Annotated in this window: 18 protein-coding genes; 7 read left to right on the top strand and 11 right to left on the bottom strand. The window is 70.1% G+C overall.

Annotated elements, in window-relative coordinates; translation table 11 throughout:
- Positions 1 to 39: 39 nt before the first annotated feature.
- Positions 40 to 1149, top strand: a complete 1110-nt coding sequence (locus CFB41_RS13745) for an ABC transporter ATP-binding protein (protein ID WP_089456829.1) — start codon at positions 40 to 42, stop codon at positions 1147 to 1149.
- Between the two features lie 26 nt (positions 1150 to 1175).
- On the opposite strand, the gene CFB41_RS13740 is transcribed toward CFB41_RS13745, so the two are convergent.
- Positions 1176 to 2060: a LysR family transcriptional regulator gene (locus CFB41_RS13740; protein ID WP_089456828.1), complete on the bottom strand. Its 885-nt coding sequence runs from the start codon at positions 2058 to 2060 to the stop codon at positions 1176 to 1178.
- 163 nt (positions 2061 to 2223) lie between these two features.
- On the opposite strand from CFB41_RS13740, the gene CFB41_RS13735 reads away from it, so the two are divergent.
- Positions 2224 to 3435: an MFS transporter gene (locus CFB41_RS13735; protein ID WP_089456827.1), complete on the top strand. Its 1212-nt coding sequence runs from the start codon at positions 2224 to 2226 to the stop codon at positions 3433 to 3435.
- Positions 3436 to 3487: 52 nt separating this feature from the next.
- On the opposite strand, the gene CFB41_RS13730 is transcribed toward CFB41_RS13735, so the two are convergent.
- From CFB41_RS13730 to CFB41_RS13715, 4 genes are all read right to left on the bottom strand, one after another.
- On the bottom strand, positions 3488 to 4435 hold the full coding sequence (locus tag CFB41_RS13730) for a sugar-binding transcriptional regulator (protein ID WP_089440894.1): 948 nt from the start codon (positions 4433 to 4435) through the stop codon (positions 3488 to 3490).
- 132 nt (positions 4436 to 4567) lie between these two features.
- A complete protein-coding gene (gene xylB, locus CFB41_RS13725; RefSeq protein ID WP_089456826.1) occupies positions 4568 to 6049 on the bottom strand; it encodes a xylulokinase in 1482 nt (493 codons plus the stop codon).
- 83 nt (positions 6050 to 6132) lie between these two features.
- Complete coding sequence (gene dalD, locus CFB41_RS13720; RefSeq protein WP_089456825.1) at positions 6133 to 7527, bottom strand: D-arabinitol 4-dehydrogenase; 1395 nt, start codon at positions 7525 to 7527, stop codon at positions 6133 to 6135.
- Between the two features lie 184 nt (positions 7528 to 7711).
- Positions 7712 to 8623, bottom strand: coding sequence for a LysR family transcriptional regulator (locus CFB41_RS13715; RefSeq protein ID WP_179250040.1), 912 nt, complete (start codon positions 8621 to 8623; stop codon positions 7712 to 7714).
- A 99-nt stretch (positions 8624 to 8722) separates the two neighbouring features.
- On the opposite strand from CFB41_RS13715, the gene mdlC reads away from it, so the two are divergent.
- The 4 genes from mdlC to CFB41_RS13695 all read left to right on the top strand — a co-directional run bounded on the left by mdlC (position 8723) and on the right by CFB41_RS13695 (position 14444).
- Positions 8723 to 10330 carry a benzoylformate decarboxylase gene (gene mdlC, locus CFB41_RS13710; protein ID WP_089456824.1) on the top strand — a complete coding sequence of 536 codons (1608 nt, stop codon included), beginning with the start codon at positions 8723 to 8725 and terminating at the stop codon, positions 10328 to 10330.
- A gap of 38 nt (positions 10331 to 10368) precedes the next feature.
- Positions 10369 to 11820 carry an aldehyde dehydrogenase gene (locus CFB41_RS13705; protein ID WP_089456823.1) on the top strand — a complete coding sequence of 484 codons (1452 nt, stop codon included), beginning with the start codon at positions 10369 to 10371 and terminating at the stop codon, positions 11818 to 11820.
- 14 nt (positions 11821 to 11834) lie between these two features.
- A complete protein-coding gene (locus tag CFB41_RS13700) occupies positions 11835 to 12779 on the top strand; it encodes a ketopantoate reductase family protein (protein WP_089456822.1) in 945 nt (314 codons plus the stop codon).
- 267 nt (positions 12780 to 13046) lie between these two features.
- Positions 13047 to 14444 carry an MFS transporter gene (locus tag CFB41_RS13695; protein WP_089456821.1) on the top strand — a complete coding sequence of 466 codons (1398 nt, stop codon included), beginning with the start codon at positions 13047 to 13049 and terminating at the stop codon, positions 14442 to 14444.
- A 29-nt stretch (positions 14445 to 14473) separates the two neighbouring features.
- Here CFB41_RS13695 and kynA read toward each other — a convergent pair whose 3' ends face one another.
- The 3 genes from kynA to kynB all read right to left on the bottom strand — a co-directional run bounded on the left by kynA (position 14474) and on the right by kynB (position 17405).
- Complete coding sequence (gene kynA, locus CFB41_RS13690; protein WP_089456820.1) at positions 14474 to 15406, bottom strand: tryptophan 2,3-dioxygenase; 933 nt, start codon at positions 15404 to 15406, stop codon at positions 14474 to 14476.
- A gap of 78 nt (positions 15407 to 15484) precedes the next feature.
- Entirely contained in the window at positions 15485 to 16738 is a 1254-nt protein-coding gene (gene kynU, locus CFB41_RS13685) for a kynureninase (protein WP_205191042.1), read from the bottom strand.
- A gap of 25 nt (positions 16739 to 16763) precedes the next feature.
- The gene (gene kynB / locus CFB41_RS13680; protein ID WP_089456819.1) at positions 16764 to 17405 is read right to left on the bottom strand and encodes an arylformamidase; all 642 of its coding nucleotides are present in this window, start codon (positions 17403 to 17405) and stop codon (positions 16764 to 16766) included.
- Between the two features lie 130 nt (positions 17406 to 17535).
- Here kynB and CFB41_RS13675 point away from each other — a divergent pair, with 130 nt between their 5' ends.
- The gene (locus tag CFB41_RS13675) at positions 17536 to 18036 is read left to right on the top strand and encodes an Lrp/AsnC family transcriptional regulator (RefSeq protein WP_006477992.1); all 501 of its coding nucleotides are present in this window, start codon (positions 17536 to 17538) and stop codon (positions 18034 to 18036) included.
- Here the strand turns inward: CFB41_RS13675 and CFB41_RS13670 are convergent.
- The 3 genes from CFB41_RS13670 to CFB41_RS13660 all read right to left on the bottom strand — a co-directional run bounded on the left by CFB41_RS13670 (position 18023) and on the right by CFB41_RS13660 (position 20905).
- Positions 18023 to 18532, bottom strand: a complete 510-nt coding sequence (locus CFB41_RS13670) for a flavin reductase family protein (RefSeq protein ID WP_089440886.1) — start codon at positions 18530 to 18532, stop codon at positions 18023 to 18025. The genes CFB41_RS13675 and CFB41_RS13670 overlap by 14 nt on opposite strands.
- Before the next feature lie 304 nt (positions 18533 to 18836).
- Positions 18837 to 19502 (bottom strand): hypothetical protein, encoded by a 666-nt coding sequence (locus CFB41_RS13665; RefSeq protein WP_089440885.1) that lies wholly within the window; start codon positions 19500 to 19502, stop codon positions 18837 to 18839.
- Positions 19499 to 20905, bottom strand: a complete 1407-nt coding sequence (locus CFB41_RS13660; RefSeq protein ID WP_089456818.1) for a selenium-binding protein SBP56-related protein — start codon at positions 20903 to 20905, stop codon at positions 19499 to 19501. Before CFB41_RS13660 ends, CFB41_RS13665 begins: the two co-directional genes overlap by 4 nt.
- Positions 20906 to 21077: the final 172 nt, after the last annotated feature.

The raw sequence follows: 21077 nt of genomic DNA, 5'->3' as shown, positions 1-21077 counted from the left end.
CGTTCGACGCGGCGCATCACGAACGAACGGAGACAGATCATGGCAAGCGTGCTCCTGCGCAACATCGCGAAGCGCTACGACGACACCGAAGTGCTGCGCAACGTGAACCTCGACATCGCCGACGGCGAATTCGTCGTGTTCGTCGGCCCGAGCGGCTGCGGCAAATCCACGCTGATGCGGATGATCGCCGGCCTCGAGGATATTTCGAGCGGCGACCTGGTGATCGACGGCGCGAAGGTCAACGACGTGCCGAGCGCGAAGCGCGGCATCGCGATGGTGTTCCAGTCGTATGCGCTCTACCCGCACATGACGCTGTACGACAACATGGCGTTCGGCCTGAAGCTCGCGGGCGCGAAGAAGCCGGAGATCGACCAGGCCGTGAAGCAGGCCGCGAAGATCCTGCACATCGACCACCTGCTCGACCGCAAGCCGAAGCAGCTGTCGGGCGGCCAGCGGCAGCGCGTCGCGATCGGCCGCGCGATCACGCGCAAGCCGAAGGTGTTCCTGTTCGACGAGCCGCTGTCGAACCTCGACGCGGCGCTGCGCGTGAAGATGCGGCTGGAGTTCGCGCGGCTGCACGACGAGCTGAAGACGACGATGATCTACGTGACGCACGACCAGGTCGAGGCGATGACGCTCGCCGACAAGATCGTCGTGCTGTCGGGCGGCGCGGTGCAGCAGGTCGGGACGCCGAACGAGCTGTACCACGCGCCGGCGAACCAGTTCGTCGCGGGCTTCATCGGCTCGCCGAAGATGAACTTCCTGAAGGGCACCGTCGAAGCGGTCGACGCGGGCGGCGTGCTCGTGCGTTTCGACAGCGGCGAGACGCAGCGCGTCGCGGTCGACGCGGCGGGCTTGCAGCGCGGTGCGGCGGTGACGGTCGGCGTGCGGCCCGAGCATCTGCTGGTCGATGCGGCGGCGGCGGGCGTCGCTGCGCGGACGATGGCTGTCGAGTCGCTCGGCGATGCTGCGTATCTGTACGCGGAGTCGGCCGTCGCGCCGGACGGGCTGATCGCGCGGATTCCACCGCTCGACACGTACCGCACCGGCGAGGCGCTGCATGTGCACGCGCAAGCTGAGCACTGCCACCTGTTCGACGAGCACGGGCAGGCGTTCCGGCGGTTGAGCGTGCACGCGAAGGCGGCGTGACGCGTCGGCACGTGCGCCTGCGGTGCTCAGAGGCGCAGGTGCTCGGCCACGTAGTCGACGAACGCGCGCAGCTTCGGCGTCGGGTGGCGGCCTGACGGCCACAGCACGTAGAACGGCGTGCGGCTCTCGACGTGTTCGTCGAGCACCGTGCGCAGCGTGCCGTGGGCCAGCGCGTCGTGGACGAAAAACTCCGGCAGGCAGGCGATGCCGAGCCCGCGCAGCGCGAAGCACAGCCGTGTTTCCGCGTTGTTGCTGACCATCGATATCGGCACTTCCGGCGGCGTGCCGGCGCGCGATGCGCGCAACGGCCAGATCTCGAGCCGGCCGCTGCTGGGAAAGCGGTAGTGCAGGCAGCGGTGCCGCGCGAGATCGGCCGGTGTGCGTGGCGCGCCGTGCCGTTCGAGATAGTCGGGCGACGCGACGAGGTGCTGGCGGAAATGGCCGAGCAGCCGCGACGACAGCCGCGAATCCGACGGCTGGCCGGTGCGCAGCACCGCGTCGAACCCTTCGTCGACCACGTCGACGAGCCGGTCGCTGAAATCGATGTCGAGCTCGATCTCCGGATACGCGGCCATGAAATCGGCGAGCACCGGCAGCAGCAGTGTGCCGATCGCCGGCAGGCTCACGCGCAAGCGCCCGCGCGGCGCTTCGGCGCTGTGCGTCAGTTCCTGCTCGGCCGCGTCGATCTCCGCGATCACGCGCCGGCACCGTTCGAGAAAGCGCGCGCCTTCGGCCGTCAGCGTAATGCTGCGCGTGCTGCGGTGAAAGAGTCGCACGTTCAGGCGCGCCTCGAGCCGCGCGATGCGCTTGCCGATCGCCGACGCCGATAACCCGAGCGCGCGGCCGGCCGCGACGAAGCTGCGCGTTTCCGCGACCTGGACGAACACGACAAAGCCGCCGAGATTTTCCATGCGAGTTCCCGATTGCGGACGCTGGCGTCCGGATTGTCCGGAACTCTACCCCGGTTTTTCTTCCTGCGCCGGCTCCCTACGATGGGCGTTCCTTCATCGTTCGAGGTCACGCCATGTCATTCCTGCCTGTCACCGCCCGTCGCATCGATGCCGGGAGCGCGTCATGAGCGACTGCCCGTCGATGGACGGCCGGGTTGCCGGCCAGCCGCTGCAGGCGGCGCAGCGCCTGCCGGTCGCGAACCTGCTGGCGCTCGCGACGGCCGGCTTCATCACGATCCTCACCGAAGCGCTGCCGGCCGGCCTGCTGCCGCTGATGAGCGCCGACCTGCGCGTGACCGAGGCGCTGATCGGCCAACTGGTGACCGTCTACGCGCTCGGCTCGATCGTCGCGGCGATTCCGCTCGTCGCCGCGACGCGGGCGGTGCGCCGGCGCCGGCTGCTGCTTGCTGCGCTCGCCGGCTTCGTCGTATCGAATGCGCTGACTGCCGCGTCGCCGTACTACGCGCTCACGCTGGCCGCGCGCTTCGTCGCCGGGATGTCGGCCGGGCTGCTGTGGGCGCTGCTGGCCGGCTACGCGAGCCGGCTGGTCGACCCGTCGCTGCGCGGCCGCGCGATCGCGGTTGCGATGCTCGGCATACCGACGGCGATGTCGATCGGCATTCCGGCCGGTACCGCGCTCGGTGCGATGTTCGGCTGGCGCATCGCGTTCGCGGGGATCACGGTCGCGGCGCTCGTGTTGATCGGCTGGATCCGCCTACGCGTGCCCGACTATCCGGGCCAGCAGGCCGGCGCACGCGAGCCGGTGCTCGGCGTGATGACGCTGCCCGGCGTGCGGCCGGTGCTGACCGTGATGTTCGCGTACGTGCTTGCGCACAACATGCTGTACACGTATGTCGCGCCGTTCCTCGCAGGCGTGCGGATGGGCGCGCAGGTCGACGTGGTGCTGTTCGTGTTCGGCATCGCGTCGCTGGTCGGCATCGCGCTGACGGGCGCGTGGATCGGCGCCGCGCAGCGCCGGCTGACGCTCGCCAGCATCGCGCTGTTCGCGATCGCCGCGGCGATGCTCGGCGCCGGCTCCGGCATGGCGATCGTCTATGCGGGCGTCGCGCTGTGGGGGCTCGCGTTCGGCGGTGCGCCCACGCTGTTCCAGACCGCCGCCGCGAACGCGGCGGGGGAGGCGGCCGACGTCGCGCAGTCGATGCTCGTGACGGTGTGGAACCTCGCGATCGCGGGCGGCGGCATCGCGGGCGGGATGCTGCTCGGTGCGACGGGCGCCGGTGCGATTCCGTGGGTGCTCGTCGTGCTGCTGGCGGCCGCGTGGGTCGGCGCGTGGCGTGCGCGCCGGCATGCATTTCCGGCGCCGCACGCGGCCTGAGCATTCGACGGCCGCGCGCGGTGCGCCGTGCGCGGCTTCCGCGTCAGGCCGCTTACGCGTCGAGCGCGGCGCGTGCGCAGGTTTCGTCGGTGACGAGCCCCGACAGCCAGCCGCCGCGCAAGGCGGCGATCACCGCGTCGCGTTTCTTCGGGCCGCCGGCGAATGCGATCGTCGGGCGCTTCGGCGGCGTGGCGAGCGCGACGCTCGTCACGCGCGCGCTCGTCGATACGGCGATCTGGGTGCCCTGCGCGTCGATCGGCACGCCGAGCAGCTCGGCGACCGCGCCGAGCGCGGTCATCTCGTCGCGCTCCTGTTCGGTGATGAAGCCGTCTTCGTAGAGCGGGCAGTGCGGGCCGATGTTGCCGATCCCGACGAACGCGACATCGGCCTTGCCCGACAGTGCCTCGACGATCCGGTACAGCCGGTGATTGCACCACTGCGCGCGCTCGGCGTCGCTGTCGGCGAACAGCGGCGCGGGCAGCAGGAAGTGCTTGCTGCCGGTTTTTTCGGAGATGTACTGCGCGACGTCGTAGCGGTTCGACGAGCCGTCGGCGGCGATCGCGCCGACCATCGACACGAGCCGGTGCTGCGGGCGGTCGATCTGCGCGATCTGCGCGACCGCGGCCTTCAGCGTCCGGCCGCTGCTGACCGCGATCACCATCGGCCGCGTTTCGTTCAGGTAGCGCTCCATCACCTGCGCACCGGCGACCGCGAGCTTGCGGTCGATCGCGTCCGGCGCATCGGCATCGACGGGCACGACTTCGCACATCGCGAGGCCGTAGCGTTTCGACAGCTGCGCGCCGAGATCGAGACAGTCGGCGAGCTGGTGGTCGACGCGCACGCGGATCAGGTTCTTCTCGACCGCGAACGCCACGAGACGCTGCGCGACCGGGCGCGACACCTGCAGCTTTTCCGCGATTTCGTTCTGCGTGTCGCCCGCGACGTAGTAGAGCCACGCGGCACGCGTGGCGAGATCGAGTTTTTCTGAGGACTTGGACACGATAGCGATTCGGTTCGGATCTGGGGGGGCCGCCCGGCGGGCCGCCCCGCGGGCCTGTGGGCCGCATGGCGGCATCCACTGTACCGCATGTCGCGCACGCGGCCGACGGCCGCCACGCGCGGCGTGCGGCGCTTATGCGAGCCGTGCGCGCGACGGTTCGTACAGCGGCTGCACGTGACGGTACAGCGCGCGGAACGCCTCGAGGCGTTCGCGCAGCAGCGCATGGCGGGCGGCATCGGGCGTGTATTCGGCGCGCACCGGCGGCTTGGTCAGCACCGCATGCGGATCGCCGCCGACGGCCAGCCAGCCGAGCCGTGCCGCGCCGAGCGCCGCGCCGGTTTCGCCGCCGCCGTGCTGGCGCGTGCGCACGTTCAGCGCGTCGGCGATCAGCTGCGCCCAGAACGCGCTGCGCGCGCCGCCGCCGATCAGCGACAGCTGGTCGGTTTCGACGCCGGCCGCATGCAGCGCGTCGAGACCGTCGGCGAGGCCGAGCGTCACGCCTTCGAGCACCGCATAGCCGAGGTGCGCGCGTTCGGTCGCATGCGTCATTCCGAAGAACACGCCTTGCGCGTACGGGTCGTTGTGCGGCGTGCGCTCGCCGGACAGGTAGGGCAGGAACAGCGGGGCCGTCGCGAGCGCGTCGGCGTCGAGCGTTTCGATTTCCGCGAGCAGTGCGGGCTCGTCGGTGCCGGTCAGCTTGCAGACCCAGCGCAGGCAACTCGCGGCTGACAGCACGACGCTCATCAATTGCCAGCGATCGGGAATCGCATGGCAGAACGCATGCACGGCCGACGCGGGGTTCGGCATGAAGCGATCGCCGACCACGCTCAGCACGCCGGACGTGCCGAGCGACACGAAGCCGTCGCCCGCGTGGATCGCGCCGATGCCGAGCGCGCTCGTCGCGTTGTCGCCGCCGCCGCCCGCCACCACGACGGCTTCCGACAGCCCGAGTTCGCGTGCGATATCGGCGCGCAGCGTGCCCGACGGCGCGTTGCCTTCGACGATGCGGGGCATCTGGTCACGCGTCATCCCGCATGCGGCGAGCAGCGCGTCGGACCAGTCGCGGCGCGCGACGTCGAGCCACAGCGTGCCGGCGGCGTCCGACGGATCGGACACCTTCGCGCCGGTCAGCCGGAACCGCAGGTAGTCCTTCGGCATCAGCACGCAGGCGGTCGCCGCGAACACGTCGGGTTCGTGCTTCGCGACCCACAGCAGTTTCGGCGCGGTGAAGCCCGGCATCGCGAGATTGCCGGCCAGTGCATGGAGATCGGGCGCGCGTTCGGTGAGCAGCGCGCATTCGTCGGCGCTGCGCATGTCGTTCCACAGGATCGCGGGGCGCAGCACGCGATCGTCGCGGCCGAGCAGCACGGCGCCGTGCATCTGGCCCGACAGACCGATGCCGCGCACGGCCGCGAACGCGTCGCGGTGCCGTTCGCGCAGCGCCGCGAGCGCGGCGAGCGTGCCTTGCCACCAGTCGTCCGGATGCTGTTCGGCCCAGCGCGGATGCGGCCGCGACACGGTGAACGGCGAGCCGGCGGTGCCGACGACCGTGCCGTCCGGGGCGAGCAGCAGCACCTTCACTTCCGAGGTGCCGAGGTCGATGCCGAGATACATGAGCGATCCGTTCCGTCAGTGGGGAGTCGCTACTTTAGCCGTGCGGCCGCGCCCGTGCCAAGGCAGGTTCGCCCGGATGCGCGTCAGCGTGCCGCGAGCCATGCGTCGACACGCCGGAGTCCGCCGCGCAGGGCCTCGAACAGCGCGGCGTTGCCGGCGAGCGAGCCCCACAGCTGCCGGTTCGCGCCCAGCGCGACGACGGGGTCGTCGGCCTGGACGATCGCGCGCGCGGCGCTTTCGTCCATCACGCCGTCCTGGTACGCGTACGGCAACGCGCCGCGCGCCCAGCGTTCGAGAAAGCGCAGGAACAGCGCCGGCAGCACGGCGGTGGCGACCGGCGCCGCGCCGCGTGCGAACGATTCGACGAGCGTCGGCGCGATGAAGCCGGGGATCTTCGAGAAGCCGTCGGCCGCGACGCGCTGGTTCGTGTCGAGCACGTACGGGTTGCCGAAGCGTTCGAGCACGACGTCGCGGTAGCGCGCGAGATCGAGCGGGCTCGGCGTGAGGCACGGGATCACGTCCTGCGTCACGTAGTCGTGCGCGAAGCGGCGGATCGCCGCGTCGTGCGTGCCTTCGTGGATATACGTATGGCCCGCGAGCGTGCCGGCCCACGCGATGCAGCTGTGTGTCGCGTTGAGGATGCGGATCTTCGCTTCCTCGTACGGGTGCACGTCGTCGACGAGTTCGGCGCCGGCCACTTCCCACTTCGGACGGCCGGCCGCGAAGCGGTCCTCGATCACCCACTGGATGAACGATTCGCCCATCACCGGGCATGCGTCGTCGAAGCCGGTGGCGGCCAGCACGCGCTCGCGCACGTCGGCGGTCGGGCGCGGCGTGATGCGGTCGACCATCGCGCTCGGTGTCGCGACGTTCGCATCGAACCATGCGAGCAGGTCGGCCTGGCCGCGCCGTTCGAGGAATTCGCGCATCCCCGCGCGAAAGCGCGCGCCGTTGTTGCGTAGGTTGTCGCAGCTCTGCAGCGTGAGCGGACCCGCGCCGCGCTTCACGCGTTCGGCGAGCAGCGCCGCGAGCGCGCCGTACAGCGTCGTGCGTGCGCCCTGCAGGTCGGCCGCGAGATCGGCGTTCGCGAGGTCGAGCCGGTTGTGTTCGTCGAGGTAGTAGCCGCCTTCGGTGACGGTGAACGACACGATCCGGCAGGCCGGATCCGCGCCGGCGTCGATCAGTGCGGCGAGGTCGATCGACCACGGCAGCACGCGCGTGATCGCGCGGATCGTCTCGTACGTGCGCTCGCCTTGCGGCGTGACGGTTTCGAGCGTGTAGGCGCCGTGCTGCGCGGCGAGTGCGTCCATCGTCGCGTGCATGTCGTCGCGGATGTTGCCGACGGTCAGCGACCAGCGCTCGTCGGCCGGGACGGCCGCGTTCACGCGATGCAGATACCACGCCTGGTGCGCGCGGTGAAACGAGCCCGCGCCGATGTGCAGCAGCACGGGCGTGCGGGCGGAGGGCGATGCGCTCATCCGGTGTCTCCTGTTCGTGCCTGACAGTCCTGTCGAATACGATCATTTGCTCTTTGTGTGGGCGAATGATCGTATTCGGGCGAGCGAAAGTCAAGGCGGGGAAACGGCATTTCGATGGTGCGCTGCGGCGGCGTGCGGGCAACGCGGGGAGGGCTCGAACGGGCGCCCGGTGCGGAAAGTGTTGTCAGCGACCTTCGCGCGTCAACGCGACGAGTTCCTCGAGCAGCTTGCCCGCTGGCCCCGGCAGGATGCCGTGGCGGCGCCGGAACGCGGTGAGCGTACGCACCGCGACGACCTCGCGCACGGGCAGCGTGTCGATCGTGCCGGCGCGCTGTTCGGCGCCGTACATCGGCTCGGCCATCCAGCTCAGGAAGCCGGCGTGCGCGACGAGGCTTTTCAGCGTCGTCACCGAGCGCGTCTCGACCGCGATGTCGGGCAGCGCGAGCCCGTGCGCGTCGAAGGTCGCGCGCATGTGGTCGAACGGCGCGGTGCCGCGCGGCGGAATCGCCCAGCGCGCGTGCAGCGTGTCGGCGAGCGTCGGCGCGCGGCCGAGCGTGCGCAGCGGATGGTGCGGCGCCGCAACGATGTGGCTGCGATCCTCCCAGCGGCACTCGGGAATCGCGACGATCTCGTCGGTGTCGGGCCCGTGCGCGGACAGCGCGAGATCGATCTCGTGCTTGTTCAGCCCTTCCGCGAGCCGGTCCCACACGCCTTCGATGATCTCGACGCGCAGGTTCGGCCAGCGGTCGAGCACACGGCCCACCGCAACCGGCAGCACGAGGCTCGCGATGCTGCCCACCGTGCCGACCTTGATCGTGCCCTTCGCAAACCCGCGCATCGCGTCAAGCTCCTCGCGCGCGTGCTCGGCCTCGTGCTGCAGCAGCGTCGCGTGCGGCAGCAGCGCCTCGCCGAACGCGGTGAGCTGCACGCCCTTCGAATGGCGCTCGAACAGAGGCGCGCCGACCTGGTCCTCGAGCCGCTTCAGGATCCGGCTCAGCGCCGGCTGCGTCACGTGCAGTGCGTCGGCCGCGCGGCCGAGGCTGCCGCACGCGACGATCGTCGTGAAGGCGCGCAATTGACGGAGATCGAAACTCATGTCGAAACGGTATGGCTTATCGCAAAAAATACAGTATCCGAGAATGACTCGCGCTTCGATACTGTGGAAACCGCCAAGCCATCGAGGAGACGCCCGAGCATGTCCGGCCCTACGCCCCCTTCCGCCGCACCGAGCACCGTTCGCGATGCGGTGATCGACCTGCTTCGCCAGTTCGGCATCGATCGCGTGTTCGGCAATCCCGGCTCGACCGAGCTGCCGATGTTCCGCGACTTCCCGGACGATTTCCGCTACGTGCTCGGCTTGCATGAAGCCGTCGTGGTCGGGATGGCCGACGGCCATGCGCAGGCCACCGGCAATGCGGCGGTCGTCAACCTGCATTCGGCGGCGGGCGTCGGCAACGCGATGGGCAATCTCTTCACCGCCTTCAAGAACCGCACGCCGCTGATCGTCACCGCGGGCCAGCAGGCACGCGCGATCCTGCCGTTCGACCCATTCCTCGGCGCGACGCAGGCCGCCGAGCTGCCGAAGCCGTACGTGAAATGGAGCATCGAGCCTGCGCGTGCGCAGGACGTGCCGGCCGCGATCGCGCGTGCGTACCGCATCGCGATGCAGGAACCGCGCGGGCCCGTGTTCGTGTCGATCCCGGTCGACGACTGGGACCGGCCGGCCGAGCTGCTGCCGCGCCGCGACGTCAGCAGCGTCGTGCGGCCCGACCCGGACGCGCTTGCGCGGCTCGGCGATGCGCTCGACGCGGCGCGGCGTCCCGCGTTCGCGGTCGGGGCGGCCGTCGATCGCGCCGGCGCGTGGGACGACGTCGTGCGGCTCGCCGAGCGGCACCGTGCGCGCGTGTACGTCGCGCCGATGTCGGGGCGCTGCAGTTTCCCCGAAGACCATCCGCTGTTCGCCGGCTTCCTGCCCGCGATTCGCGAGAAGATCGTCGCGCGGCTCGACGGGCACGATCTCGTGTTTGCGTTGGGCGCGCCCGCGTTCACCTATCACATCGAGGGCTTCGGCCCGCACGTGCCGCCGGGCGCGACGCTCGTGCAACTCGTCGACGATCCGGGCATTGCCGCATGGACGCCGTCGGGCGATGCGGTCGTCGGCAACCTGCGGCTCGCCGCGCGCGACCTGCTCGCGCGCCCGGCGCCGCCCGAGCGGCCGATGCCCGCGCCGCGCCCGCCGCGTGCGCGCGTCGAACCGCCGGCCGCCGGCGAGCGCATGTCGGTCGCGTTCGCGCTGCAGACGCTCGCGGACGTGCGCGACACGCACGACATCGTCGTCGAGGAAGCGCCGAGCGCGCGGCCCGTGATGCAGGAACACCTGCCGTTCACGCGCAGCGGCACGTTCTACACGATGGACAGCGGCGGGCTCGGCTACGGGATGCCGGCCGCCGTCGGCGTCGCGCTCGCGCAGCCGGGCCGGCGCGTGATCGGGCTGATCGGCGACGGGTCGAGCCTGTATTCGATCCAGGCCCTGTGGAGCGCCGCGCAGCTGAAGCTGCAGATCACGTTCGTGATCCTGAATAACCGGCGCTACGCGGCGCTGCAGGATTTCGCGCCGGTGTTCGGCTTCGGCCCGGACGATCCCGTGCAAGGCACCGATCTGCCGAACCTGGATTTCGTCGCGCTCGCGCAAGGGATGGGCTGCCGGGGCGTACGCGTGACCGATGCCACGCGCCTGCGCGACACGTTGACCGACGCGCTGCGTGCGGCGACGCCGGTCGTCGTCGAAGTCGAGATTGCCTGAATGACGTGATGCGCAATACGCGTCCTGCCGGAGACTCCATGCAAACCGTATCGATGCTGATCGGCGGCGAACGCCGTCACTCATCCAGCGGCGCGACCTTCGCGCGCCGCAACCCGCTTGACGGCGAAGTCGCGTCGGAAGCGCCCGCGTGCACCGTTGACGATGCGCGCGCGGCGGCCGACGCGGCCGCCCGCGCATTTCCCGGCTGGGCCGCGCTCGGCCCCGGCGCCCGCCGCGCATTGCTGCTGAAGGCGGCCGCCGCGCTCGAAGCGAAGCACGAGCAGTTCGTCGCCGCGATGGCGGCGGAGACGGGCGCGTCCGCGCTGTGGGCCGGCTTCAACGTGCAGCTTGCCGCGAGCGGGCTCGTCGAGGCCGCATCGCTCACCACGCAGGTCGGCGGCGAGCTGATCCCGTCGGACGTGCCCGGTTCGCTCGCGATGGGCGTGCGGCAGCCGGCCGGCGTCGTGCTCGGCATCGCACCGTGGAATGCGCCGGTGATCCTCGCGACGCGCGCGCTCGCGCTGCCGCTCGCGTGCGGCAACACCGTCGTGCTGAAGGGCTCGGAGCTGTGTCCCGTCACGCACGGGCTGATCGTCGAGGCGCTTCAGGAGGCCGGGTTGCCGCCTGGCGTCGTCAATTTCGTGACGAACGCGCCCGAGGATGCGGGCGCCATCGTCGATGCGCTGATCGCGCATCCGGCCGTGCGCCGCGTGAATTTCACGGGCTCGACGCGCGTCGGCCGGATCGTCGCCGAAGCCTGTGCGCGCCACCTGAAGCCGTCGGTGCTGGAGCTCGGCGGCAAGGCGCCGTTCGTCGTGCTCGACGATGCCGATCTCGATGCGGCAGTCGCGGCGGCCGCGTTCGGCGCGTTCGCGAATTCCGGGCAGATCTGCATGTCGACCGAACGCATCGTCGTCGACGCGTCGATTGCCGATGCGTTCGTCGCGAAGCTCGCCGACAAGGCCGCGTCGCTGCCGCTCGGCGATCCGCGCAACGGGCCCGTCGTGCTCGGTTCGCTGATCGACATGAAGGCCGTCGAGCGCTGCAACGCGCTGATCGACGATGCGCTCGCGCACGGCGCGACGCTCGTGTGCGGCGGCAAGGCTGACAGCACGCTGTTCCCGGCCACGCTGCTCGACCATGTGACGCCGGCGATGCGCATCTACGCGGAGGAGTCGTTCGGCCCGGTGAAGGGCATCGTGCGCGTCGATGGCGAGGACGCCACGATCCGCTGCGCGAACGACAACGCGTTCGGGCTGTCGTCGGCCGTGTTCAGCCGCGACGTCGCGCGTGCGATGCGCGTCGCGGCCCGCATCGAATCGGGCATCTGCCACGTGAACGGTCCGACCGTGCACGATGAGGCGCAGATGCCGTTCGGCGGCGTGAAGGACAGCGGCTTCGGCCACTTCGGCGGCAAGGCCGGCATCGCGGCGTTCACGGACCTGCGCTGGATCACGGTGCAGACCGCACCGCGCCACTATCCGTTCTGACGAGGCCGACGACGATGAGGATTGCGATTCTGGGCGCCGGCGCGATGGGCTCGCTGTTCGGCGGGCGGCTGGCCGAAAGCGGCGAGGCCGTCACGCTGATCGACGTCAACGATGCGCATCTCGATGCGATTCGCCGCGACGGATTGCGCATCGACGACGATCGGGGTGAACGACGCATCCGTACGCTACAGGCCGTGCGGCCGGAAGTGGCGAATGCGGCTGCGGCCGCATCGCCCGATGCATCGTTCGACCTGCTGATCGTTTTCACGAAATCGCTGCATACGCGTACCGCACTCGACGGCGTGCGCGCGCTGCTCGAGCGCGGCACGCACGTGCTGACGCTGCAGAACGGGCTCGGCAACGTCGAGACGCTGAATGCGTTCGTGCCGCTCGAACGCATCCTGGTGGGCGTGACGACGTGGCCGGCCGACGCCGCAGGGCCGGCGCACGTGCGCTCGCACGGCGCGGGCGCGATCCGCATGATGACGGCCGACGGCACGGCGCGCCCGTTCGCGGCGACGGTGGCCGATGCGCTGTCGCGCGCGGGGCTCGCGTGCACGCTCGACGCCGACGTGTGGGGCGCGATCTGGGAGAAGGTCGCGTTCAACGCGGCGCTCAACACGCTGTGCGCGGCGACGGGCTGCACGGTCGACCAGCTCGGCAATCATCACGACGGGCCGCGGCTGGCACTCGCGATTGCAGCCGAGGTGGCCGCCGTTGCCCGCGCGAAGGGCATCGCGGTCGACGGCGAACGCATCGCGCACAACGTCGAGCATGCGATCCGCGCGCATCGCGGCCATCGCCCGTCGATGCTGCAGGACGTGCTCGCGGGCCGCCGCACGGAAATCGAAGCGATCAGCGGCAAGGTGGTCGCGGCCGCGCACGAAGCGGGCGTCGCGGTGCCGCACGCGGAAACGCTGCTCGCGCTGGTCCGGCTGATCGACGCGCGGATGAACTGAGCATCAGGCGGGCGGCGCGGCTTGCGCCGCACGACGGGACGAGCGCGTCGCGCGCAGGCGACGGCGCCGGATCGGGACGGGTTGGACGAGACACCGGAGGCGGCGCCGATGCGTCGACACCGGCCGCCTGCGCAGCACGAGATCCGGGCACGCGCGCACCGCGCCAGCCCGGGCAACCGGAGACGCCATGAACGCCATCGAATGCCGTTGTCTTGCCGCGCGCCGCTTGCGCATGTTGCCGCCTGAGCGCGGCGCACGGGAGGTCGCATGAGCAGGCGCGACGGATTGTTGCCTCCGTCCGTCGACATCGGCGCGACGCTCGACGACGGGCCGTTCACGACGATGCAGCGCTGCGTGGTGCTGCTCGCCGCGCTCGCGATCGTGCTCGACGGCTTCGACGGCCAGCTGATCGGCTTCGCGATTCCGGTGCTGATTCGCGAATGGGGCATCACGCGTGGCGCGTTCGCGCCGGCGGTGGCGGCCGGGCTGATCGGGATGGGCATCGGCAGTGCGTGCGCGGGGATCGTCGCCGATCGCTTCGGCCGCCGCCAGGCCGTGATCGGCAGCGTGTTCCTGTTCGGCATCGCGACCTGCGCGATCGGCTTCGCGCCGGACGTCACGGCGATCGCGGTACTGCGCTTCGTCGCAGGCCTCGGGATCGGCGGCGCATTGCCGACGGCGACGACGATGACGGCCGAATACACGCCCGCGCGACGTCGCACGATGATGGTGACCGCGACGATCGTCTGCGTGCCGCTCGGCGGGATGCTGGCCGGCCTGTTCGCGCACGAGGTGCTGCCGCGCTACGGCTGGCGCGGGCTGTTCTTCGCGGGCGGCGCGTTGCCGCTCGTGCTCGGCTTCGTGCTCGTGCGTGCGCTGCCCGAATCGCCGCGCTATCTCGCGCGGCGCCCCGCGCGCTGGCCGGAACTCGGCGCGTTGCTCGCGCGGATGGCGCGGCCCGTCGCGCCGGGCACCGCCTTCACCGACCTGCGGGACGCACGCGCGGCAGGCAGCCGCGGCGGCTTCGGCGCGCTGTTCGCGAGCGGCCAGGCGCGCGACACGATCGCGTTGTGGTGCGCGTTCTTCATGTGCCTGCTTGCCGTGTATGCGGCGTTCAGCTGGCTGCCGACGATGCTGGCGGCGAGCGGGCTGAGCGTGTCGGTGGCGGGGACGGGGCTCACCGCGTACAACCTCGGCGGCGTGATCGGCGCACTGTTGTGCGCATGGACGATCGCGCATGCCGGGTCGCGCTGGCCGCTCGTGCTATGCAGTATCGGCGGCGCGGCGAGTGCGGTGTGGCTGATGGGTGTCGATGCGAGCCGCCACACGGGCTGGCTGATCGTCGGGCTCGGCCTGCACGGGTTGTTCGTCAACGCGGTGCAGTCGACGATGTATGCGCTCTGCGCGTACATCTACCCGACGGCCGTGCGCGCGACGGGCACCGCGAGCGCGCTCGCGTTCGGCCGGCTCGGCGCGATCCTCAGCGCCTTCGCGGGCGCGACCGTGATCACCACGGGCGGCGCCACGGCTTATCTGACGATGCTGGCGATCGCGATGGGGGTGGTCTGCGTCGCGCTGCTCGTCGTGCGACGGCACATTCCGCGACTGTCGCGCGCGGCCGTGCAGCCGCGCGAAGGGGAGGAGCTGGCCCGCACGTCGTCGTGACGGCGGCGGGCCCGGGGGCGCGTCGCGCGTTACAGCGTGGTGCGCACGTGCCAGAGCTCGGGGAACAGCACGACGTCGAGCATCTTGCGCAGGTACGGCGCGCCGCTGGTGCCGCCCGTGCCCTGCTTGAAGCCGATGATGCGCTCGACGGTCGTCACGTGACGGAAGCGCCACTGGCGGAACGCATCCTCGAGATCGACGAGTTCCTCGGCCATCTCGTAGAGTTCCCAGTGCTGCTGCGGATGACGGTACACCTCGAGCCACGCGGCTTCGACCGTCTCGTCGTGCCGGGTCGGCTGCGTCCAGTCGCGCTCGAGCCGCTCCGCCGCGATCGGGAAGCCGCGCCGCGCGAGCAGGCGCACGACTTCGTCGTAGAACGACGGCGCTTCGAGCGTCGCACGCACCTGTTCGAGGATGTCGGGCCGGTGCGCATGCGGTTGCAGCATCTGCACGTTCTTGTTGCCGAGCAGGAATTCGAGTTGCCGGTACTGGTACGACTGGAAACCCGATGATTGCCCGAGATACGGGCGCATCGCCGAATATTCGGACGGCGTCATCGTCGACAGCACGTTCCACGCCTGCACCAGTTGCTCGAGGATGCGCGACACGCGGGCGAGCATCTTGAACGCAGGCGGCAGCGCGTCGGTGCGCACCGCGTCGAGGGCGCCGCGCAGTTCGAACAGCGCGAGCTTCATCCACATCTCGCTCGTCTGATGCTGGATGATGAACAGCATCTCGTTGTGATCGGGCGACAGCGGATGCTGCGCGTCGAGGATCGAATTCAGCGACAGGTAGTCGCCGTAGCTCATCGACTTCGAGAAATCGAGCTGCGCGTTGTGCCAGCCGGCATCGCCGGGCACGTGCGACGCTTCGTGCGCGGCCGGGGCCGCTTGGGCCGACTGCGCGGCGCGTGCGCCCGAGAACGGGCAGCCCGCCGGCGCGGCGTCGCCGGGTGGCTGCATATGACCAGAATTCACGACTTTCTCCAGATTTGAATGACGGGGCGCGGCGCGCGGCTTGCGCGCACCGGGCAAGGCCGATCAGGTCACAGCGCCGCGTTCGGCGAACTCGGGCGCCTTCCACGCGTCGGTGGCGAGGATGTCGCGCAGCGTCTCGACGGCATCCCACACGTCGGCGAAGCGCGTATAGAGCGGCGTGAAGCCGAAGCGCAGCACGTACGGCTCGCGATAGTCGCCGATCACGCCGCGCGCGATCAGCGCCTGCATCACTTCGTAGCCGTGCGGATGCTCGAAGCTCGCCTGCGAGCCGCGCTGATGATGCGCGCGCGGCGTGACGAGCTTCAGCGACAGGCCCGCGCAGCGTGCTTCGACGAGCGCGATGAATGCATCGGTCAGCGCGAGCGACTTGCGGCGGATTGCGTGCATGTCGGTCTGCAGGAACACGTCGAGCCCGCATTCGACCATCGACATCGACACGATCGGCTGCGTGCCGCACAGGAAGCGCGCGATGCCCGGATCGGGCGCGAAGCCCGGCTGCATCGCGAACGGTGCGCGGTGGCCCCACCAGCCGGACAGCGGCTGCGAGAAGTGCGCGTGATGACGCTGCGGCACCCATACGAAGGCGGGCGAACCGGGGCCGCCGTTCAGGTACTTGTACGTGCAGCCGACCGCGCCGTCCGCGCGCGCACCGTTCAGGTCGACCGGCACCGCGCCGGCCGAGTGCGCGAGATCCCACAGCATCAGCCCGCCTGCGTCGTGCACGAGCTGCGTGACGGCCGGCATGTCGTGCATGTAGCCGGTGCGGTAGTTCACGTGCGTGATCATCGCGACGGCCGTGTCCGCGCCGAGCGCATCGGGCAGGTCGGCCGGGTCGTCGATCAGGCGCAGTTCGTAGTCGCCGCCGAGCTGTTCGATCAGCCCCTGCGCGATATACAGGTCGGTCGGGAAGTTCGAGCGCTCCGACACGATCACGCGGCGCTCGGGCGCGCGCCCGGCCTGGTGGCGCACCATCGCCGACAGCAGCTTGAACAGGTTGATCGAGATCGTGTCGGTCACGACCGTCTCGCCGGGCGCGCCGCCGATCAGCGTCGCGAGCTTGTCGCCGAGACGGCGCGGCAGTGCGAACCAGCCGGCCGTGTTCCAGCTGCGGATCAGGCCTTCGCCCCATTCGGCGCCGATCACCTGCTGCGCGCGGGCGGCCGACGCGCGCGGTTGCGCGCCGAGCGAATTGCCGTCGAGGTAGATCACGCCGTCGGGCAGGGAGAACTGGTCGCGCAGCGGGGCGAGCGGATCGTCGCGGTCGAGCGCGAGCGCGTCTTCACGGGTCTTGATCATGATGTGGGGTTGTCAGTCGGGGTAATCAGGAAGCATGCGCGGGCAGCGCGCGCAGCACCGCGCGCACCGGGCTCGCGTCGAGCGTCGCGAACTTCAGCGGCAGTGCGATCAGTTCATAGTCGCCGGGCGGCACGTCGTCGAGCACGATGCCTTCGAGGATCGCCATCCGGTGCGCGCGCACGCGGTGATGCGCATCCATCGTCTTCGATTCCTGCGGGTCGAGCGACGGCGTGTCGATGCCGATCAGCTTCACGCCGTGCGCGGCGAGCAGGTCGACGGTCTCGGGCGCGACCGCGCAGAAGTGGCTGTCCCACTCATCGACGCTGGCACGCGCACAGGTGCGCAGCAGCACGCGCGGCGGCACGCCGTCGAGCGCGGCCGCGACATCGGCCGGCTGCACGACGGGCAATGCGCCGATGCAATGGATCACGCGGCACGGGCCGAGGTAGGTGTCGAGCGGCACGGCGCCGATCGGCGCGCCGTCGGCGTCGTAGTGCAGCGGCGCGTCGCAGTGCGCGCCCGTGTGCGGCGACAGCGTCAGGCGCGCGACGTTGACCGGCGAGCCGGCCTCCATCCGCCACACGCGTTCGACGGAAACCGGCGTGTCGCCCGGCCACACGGGGGTGGCGGGGCTGACAGGCGGCGAGATGTCCCAGAGGGTGTCCATGGCATGACGATTCGGTGAGTCGATCCTTCGAATGATAGGTGGACGCTCGCAGAAAGTGCTTGCGAAATAAACATGGACAATCCGCCGGATTGGCAGATAATTCGACTCAGAGGGAAAACGGGGACCAAAAATGCACGCGATCACGCTCGATGCCACCGACTGCCGGATTCTGGCGGTACTGCAGGAAGAGGGCAGAATCAGCAATCTCGACCTGGCGGAACGGATTTCGCTTTCGCCGTCCGCCTGTCTGCGCCGCATGCGCCTGCTCGAGGAGCAGGGCGTGATCGAGCACTATCGCGCGTGCCTGAGCCGCGAGAAGCTCGGCTTCGAGCTCGAGGCGTTCGTGCAGGTGTCGATGCGCAACGAAGAGAATCAATGGCACGAGCGCTTCGCGGAAGCGCTGCGCGAATGGCCGGAGGTGGTCGGCGCGTTCGTCGTGACGGGCGAGAGCCACTATCTGCTGCGCGTGCTCGCGCACAACCTCAAGCACTATTCGGATTTCGTGCTGAACCGGCTCTACAAGGCGCCGGGCGTGATGGACATCCGTTCCAACATCGTGCTGCAGACGCTGAAGGATGAAGCCGGCGCGCCGGTGGGGCTGGCGCGCACGGGAGCGATCAAAGCGGTGTAAGGCCGTGGAAGCCGCCGCCGTGGAACACGAGCGGCGGGGCCGTGTCCGATTCCGCGCGCACGCCGCAGCGCTCCACTTCACCGACGAAGATCACGTGGTCGCCTTCATCGTAGCGGCTGCGGTTGTGGCATTCGAACCACGCGAGCGCGCCGTCGAGCACGGGCATCCCCGAGTTGCCGGCCGCATGCGCGATCCCTTCGAAGCGGTCGCCCTTGTAGGTCGAGAAGCGCTTGCACAGGTCGAGCTGCGAGGCCGCGAGCACGTTCACCACGTAATGGCTGTTGCCGCGGAACACGGCCGTCGACGCCGATTTGTGCGCGAGGCTCCACAGCACGAGCGGCGGATCGAGCGAGACCGAGTTGAACGAGCTGGCGGTGATGCCGATCAGCTGGCCGGACGGCGCGCGCGTCGTGATCACCGTCACGCCCGTGGCGAACTGCCCGAGGGCTTGCCGGAAGGCGGCCGAGTCGAAATCCGGAGGATTGGCGTGGCTCATCGCGCGGCCATCCGGAACGAGACGGGCAGGCGCGGCGCGACGCGGGTGGGGCGGGCACGGCGGACGAAAGGCGACAAGGCGGTCGAGAGGGAAGGGGTGCGCATGGCCCGATTTTAGCGGAATCGGGGCCGCCGGGCCCGGCCAGGCGGCGCATTGCGGGGGCAGGGTGACGTAGCGAACACTGCGGCGCGCGCCCGGATGCGCAATGGCCCGCTGCCGGCACGGCCGTACTGTTGCGTTTTTTGTGCGGGTCCGCCGCGCCGCCCGGCACCCGCGCTCGACATCGGCCGCAGCTTCCCCCGCACTATCGCGCCGCCGCCAGCCCGAGCGACAACGTGCCCGTCACGATCAGGCTCGACGCCCACACCGCGTCGAGATTGAACCAGCTTCGCGATACGAACTTCAGCCCGAGATAGCGGTACACGAGCCACGCGAGCCCGCCGCCGGCGCCGATCATCGCGATGGCATGCACGGCCGCGACGACGAGCGCCATCCCGAGATGCGCATCGACGAGCGTGGCCGCCGCACGATGGCCGGCGTCCCGGTCGAGCCCGCACAGCCCGAGGTAGATCGGTACCAGCATCAGCCCCGCGCCATGCGCGATCGCGACCGCGAACGACCACAGGCCGAGCCGCGCGGGCGGAATCCGCGCGAGCGCCCGCGGATGCCGGCGCCGGATCAGCAGCACGGCGCCGAAGCCGATCACGAGCGCGCTCGCGCCGATCCGGATCGCCGTTTGCCACGCGAGCAGCGCGGCGAGCAGCCCGAACGGCAGCATCACCGCGAACACGGCGAGCGCATGGCCGAGCGCGAGATAGCCGAGCGCCGCGACGAGCGCGCCGCCGCGGCGCGTCATCAGCGCGTTCGACACCGCGAGCGGCCAGCCCATCGCGGGGTTGAGCCCGTGATACACCCCGCTCGCGAGCACGGCCGCCCACAGTGCGAACGGGGCGTGAAAGCCGGCGTTCAACGCTTGACCGACGGATAGCAGAACGAGTCGGTCGAGCAGTCGCCGCCTTCGAGCCGGATCTGGTGCGCGCGATAGCCGTCGGGGAACTCGACCCAGTAATCGTCGGCGAGCGTCAGCCCGCCTTCCGGCCCCACGTGCGCGAGCACCTGCGCGCCCGGCACGCCGTCCGGATAGAACTGGTCGTCCCACGTCGAATAGAGCGAGTTGGTCCAGTACACGCGTTTTCCGTCGCGGCTGATCTCGACCATCTGCGGGCCGCCGGCGAACGCGCGGCCGTTCGAGTGCGGCGCACGGCGCGCGATGCCGCCGATCCGGACCGACCCCGCGAGCACCGGGTTGTGCGGGTCCGACACGTCGTACTGGCGCATTTCGCCGGTGCCCCAGCACGACACGTAGAGGAAGCGGTCGTCGAGCGACAGGTCGATGTCGGTCACGAGCGGCGGCACCGCGCCGAATCCCTTGAGCAGCGGCGGCAGTTCATCGGCCGCGGCCGGCTCGGCCGGGATCGTCGCGGTTTTCTTCACATTGAACTTGCCGCCTTCGCGCCACCAGGTCCAGATCGAGCCTTCGAGATTGGTCGTGTCGACCACGACGCCGACGAACCCGTATTCGCGCGCCGGGTCGTGCGCGGGCCGTACCTCGAGCGCCATCTGGTGCTGCGCGCCGAGATCGATCGTCTGCACGTTGCGCCGCGCGCGAAGGTCCCAGAAATGCAGCCGGTGCCCGTATTTGTTCGCGAGCAGGTCCTCGGGCACGATCCCGTTCTCGAATTGCGGCGGCAGCGCCCATTCGCTCGACACCATGTAGTCGCGCGGCAGGTTCCACCAGAAGTCGTAGTGCTTGTCCTGCGGGCCGCGATCGATCTCCCATCGGCCGAGCACGTCGAAGGTTTCGCAATCCATGATGAAGATGCCGGGCGCGCCGTCGGTGCCGTCCTTGCCCGCGCCGCCGAGCGTGCTCACGTAGATGCCCTCGGGCCCGCAATGAACGGTGTGCGGCCGCGAATAGCCGGTCTTCGAGAAGACCTCGTCGGGCTCGATGATCTTGTGGATGCGCGCCTGCGTCGGATGCGGCTTCGTGTCGATCACGTAGATGCGCGACGAGCGCAGGCCGGGGATGATCAGGAAACGGCGTTCGAGGAACGCATGGCCGGTCAGCGGCGACAGTGACGACGAACAGGCATTCCAGCCGAAGTGGTGAAACTCGTCGCCGGTGTTCGGCATCGTCACCGTGTGCACGATCTTTCCGTAGGTCGGCGAGCCAGGCTTCACGTCGATCACGGCGAGCGCGTCGGGTCTGGAAAAATCGGGGCTCAGCAACAACGTATAGGCAAACTCTTCTGCCGGTGCCTGCATCGCAAGCTCGGGGGAAGCGTGAAACGTCGGGTCAGGCCGCATGCTCATGGTGATGCCCTCTCGATGGTGTCGGATCGGGGTCGCACGGCCGTTCGAGGTGGGCGTGCGAGTCGGGGTTGCCGCACGGCGTGCATCATGCCGGCGGGAGCGATCGGCAGGCGGACGCACGCGTCGGCGCGCATGCGACGCCGTGCATCAGATCGTGAAAGCGGACAAAGGC

This window comes from Burkholderia sp. AU33803 (genome assembly GCF_002223095.1).
Classification (GTDB): Bacteria; Pseudomonadota; Gammaproteobacteria; order Burkholderiales; family Burkholderiaceae; genus Burkholderia.
This window is presented reverse-complemented; position numbering and strand designations above follow the sequence as displayed.

Bases quoted from the DNA above. Each gene is read 5' to 3' on its own strand.
- kynB (WP_089456819.1), bottom strand. From the start codon at position 17,405: ATGGACACCCTCTGGGACATCTCGCCGCCTGTCAGCCCCGCCACCCCC.
- CFB41_RS13705 (WP_089456823.1), top strand. From the start codon at position 10,369: ATGCAAACCGTATCGATGCTGATCGGCGGCGAACGCCGTCACTCATCC.
- CFB41_RS13695 (WP_089456821.1), top strand. From the start codon at position 13,047: ATGAGCAGGCGCGACGGATTGTTGCCTCCGTCCGTCGACATCGGCGCG.
- CFB41_RS13700 (WP_089456822.1), top strand. From the start codon at position 11,835: ATGAGGATTGCGATTCTGGGCGCCGGCGCGATGGGCTCGCTGTTCGGC.
- kynU (WP_205191042.1), bottom strand. From the start codon at position 16,738: ATGATCAAGACCCGTGAAGACGCGCTCGCGCTCGACCGCGACGATCCG.
- CFB41_RS13660 (WP_089456818.1), bottom strand. From the start codon at position 20,905: ATGAGCATGCGGCCTGACCCGACGTTTCACGCTTCCCCCGAGCTTGCG.
- CFB41_RS13740 (WP_089456828.1), bottom strand. From the start codon at position 2,060: ATGGAAAATCTCGGCGGCTTTGTCGTGTTCGTCCAGGTCGCGGAAACG.
- xylB (WP_089456826.1), bottom strand. From the start codon at position 6,049: ATGTATCTCGGCATCGACCTCGGCACCTCGGAAGTGAAGGTGCTGCTG.
- mdlC (WP_089456824.1), top strand. From the start codon at position 8,723: ATGTCCGGCCCTACGCCCCCTTCCGCCGCACCGAGCACCGTTCGCGAT.
- CFB41_RS13735 (WP_089456827.1), top strand. From the start codon at position 2,224: ATGAGCGACTGCCCGTCGATGGACGGCCGGGTTGCCGGCCAGCCGCTG.
- CFB41_RS13670 (WP_089440886.1), bottom strand. From the start codon at position 18,532: ATGAGCCACGCCAATCCTCCGGATTTCGACTCGGCCGCCTTCCGGCAA.
- CFB41_RS13745 (WP_089456829.1), top strand. From the start codon at position 40: ATGGCAAGCGTGCTCCTGCGCAACATCGCGAAGCGCTACGACGACACC.
- kynA (WP_089456820.1), bottom strand. From the start codon at position 15,406: ATGCAGCCACCCGGCGACGCCGCGCCGGCGGGCTGCCCGTTCTCGGGC.
- CFB41_RS13715 (WP_179250040.1), bottom strand. From the start codon at position 8,623: ATGAGTTTCGATCTCCGTCAATTGCGCGCCTTCACGACGATCGTCGCG.
- CFB41_RS13675 (WP_006477992.1), top strand. From the start codon at position 17,536: ATGCACGCGATCACGCTCGATGCCACCGACTGCCGGATTCTGGCGGTA.
- dalD (WP_089456825.1), bottom strand. From the start codon at position 7,527: ATGAGCGCATCGCCCTCCGCCCGCACGCCCGTGCTGCTGCACATCGGC.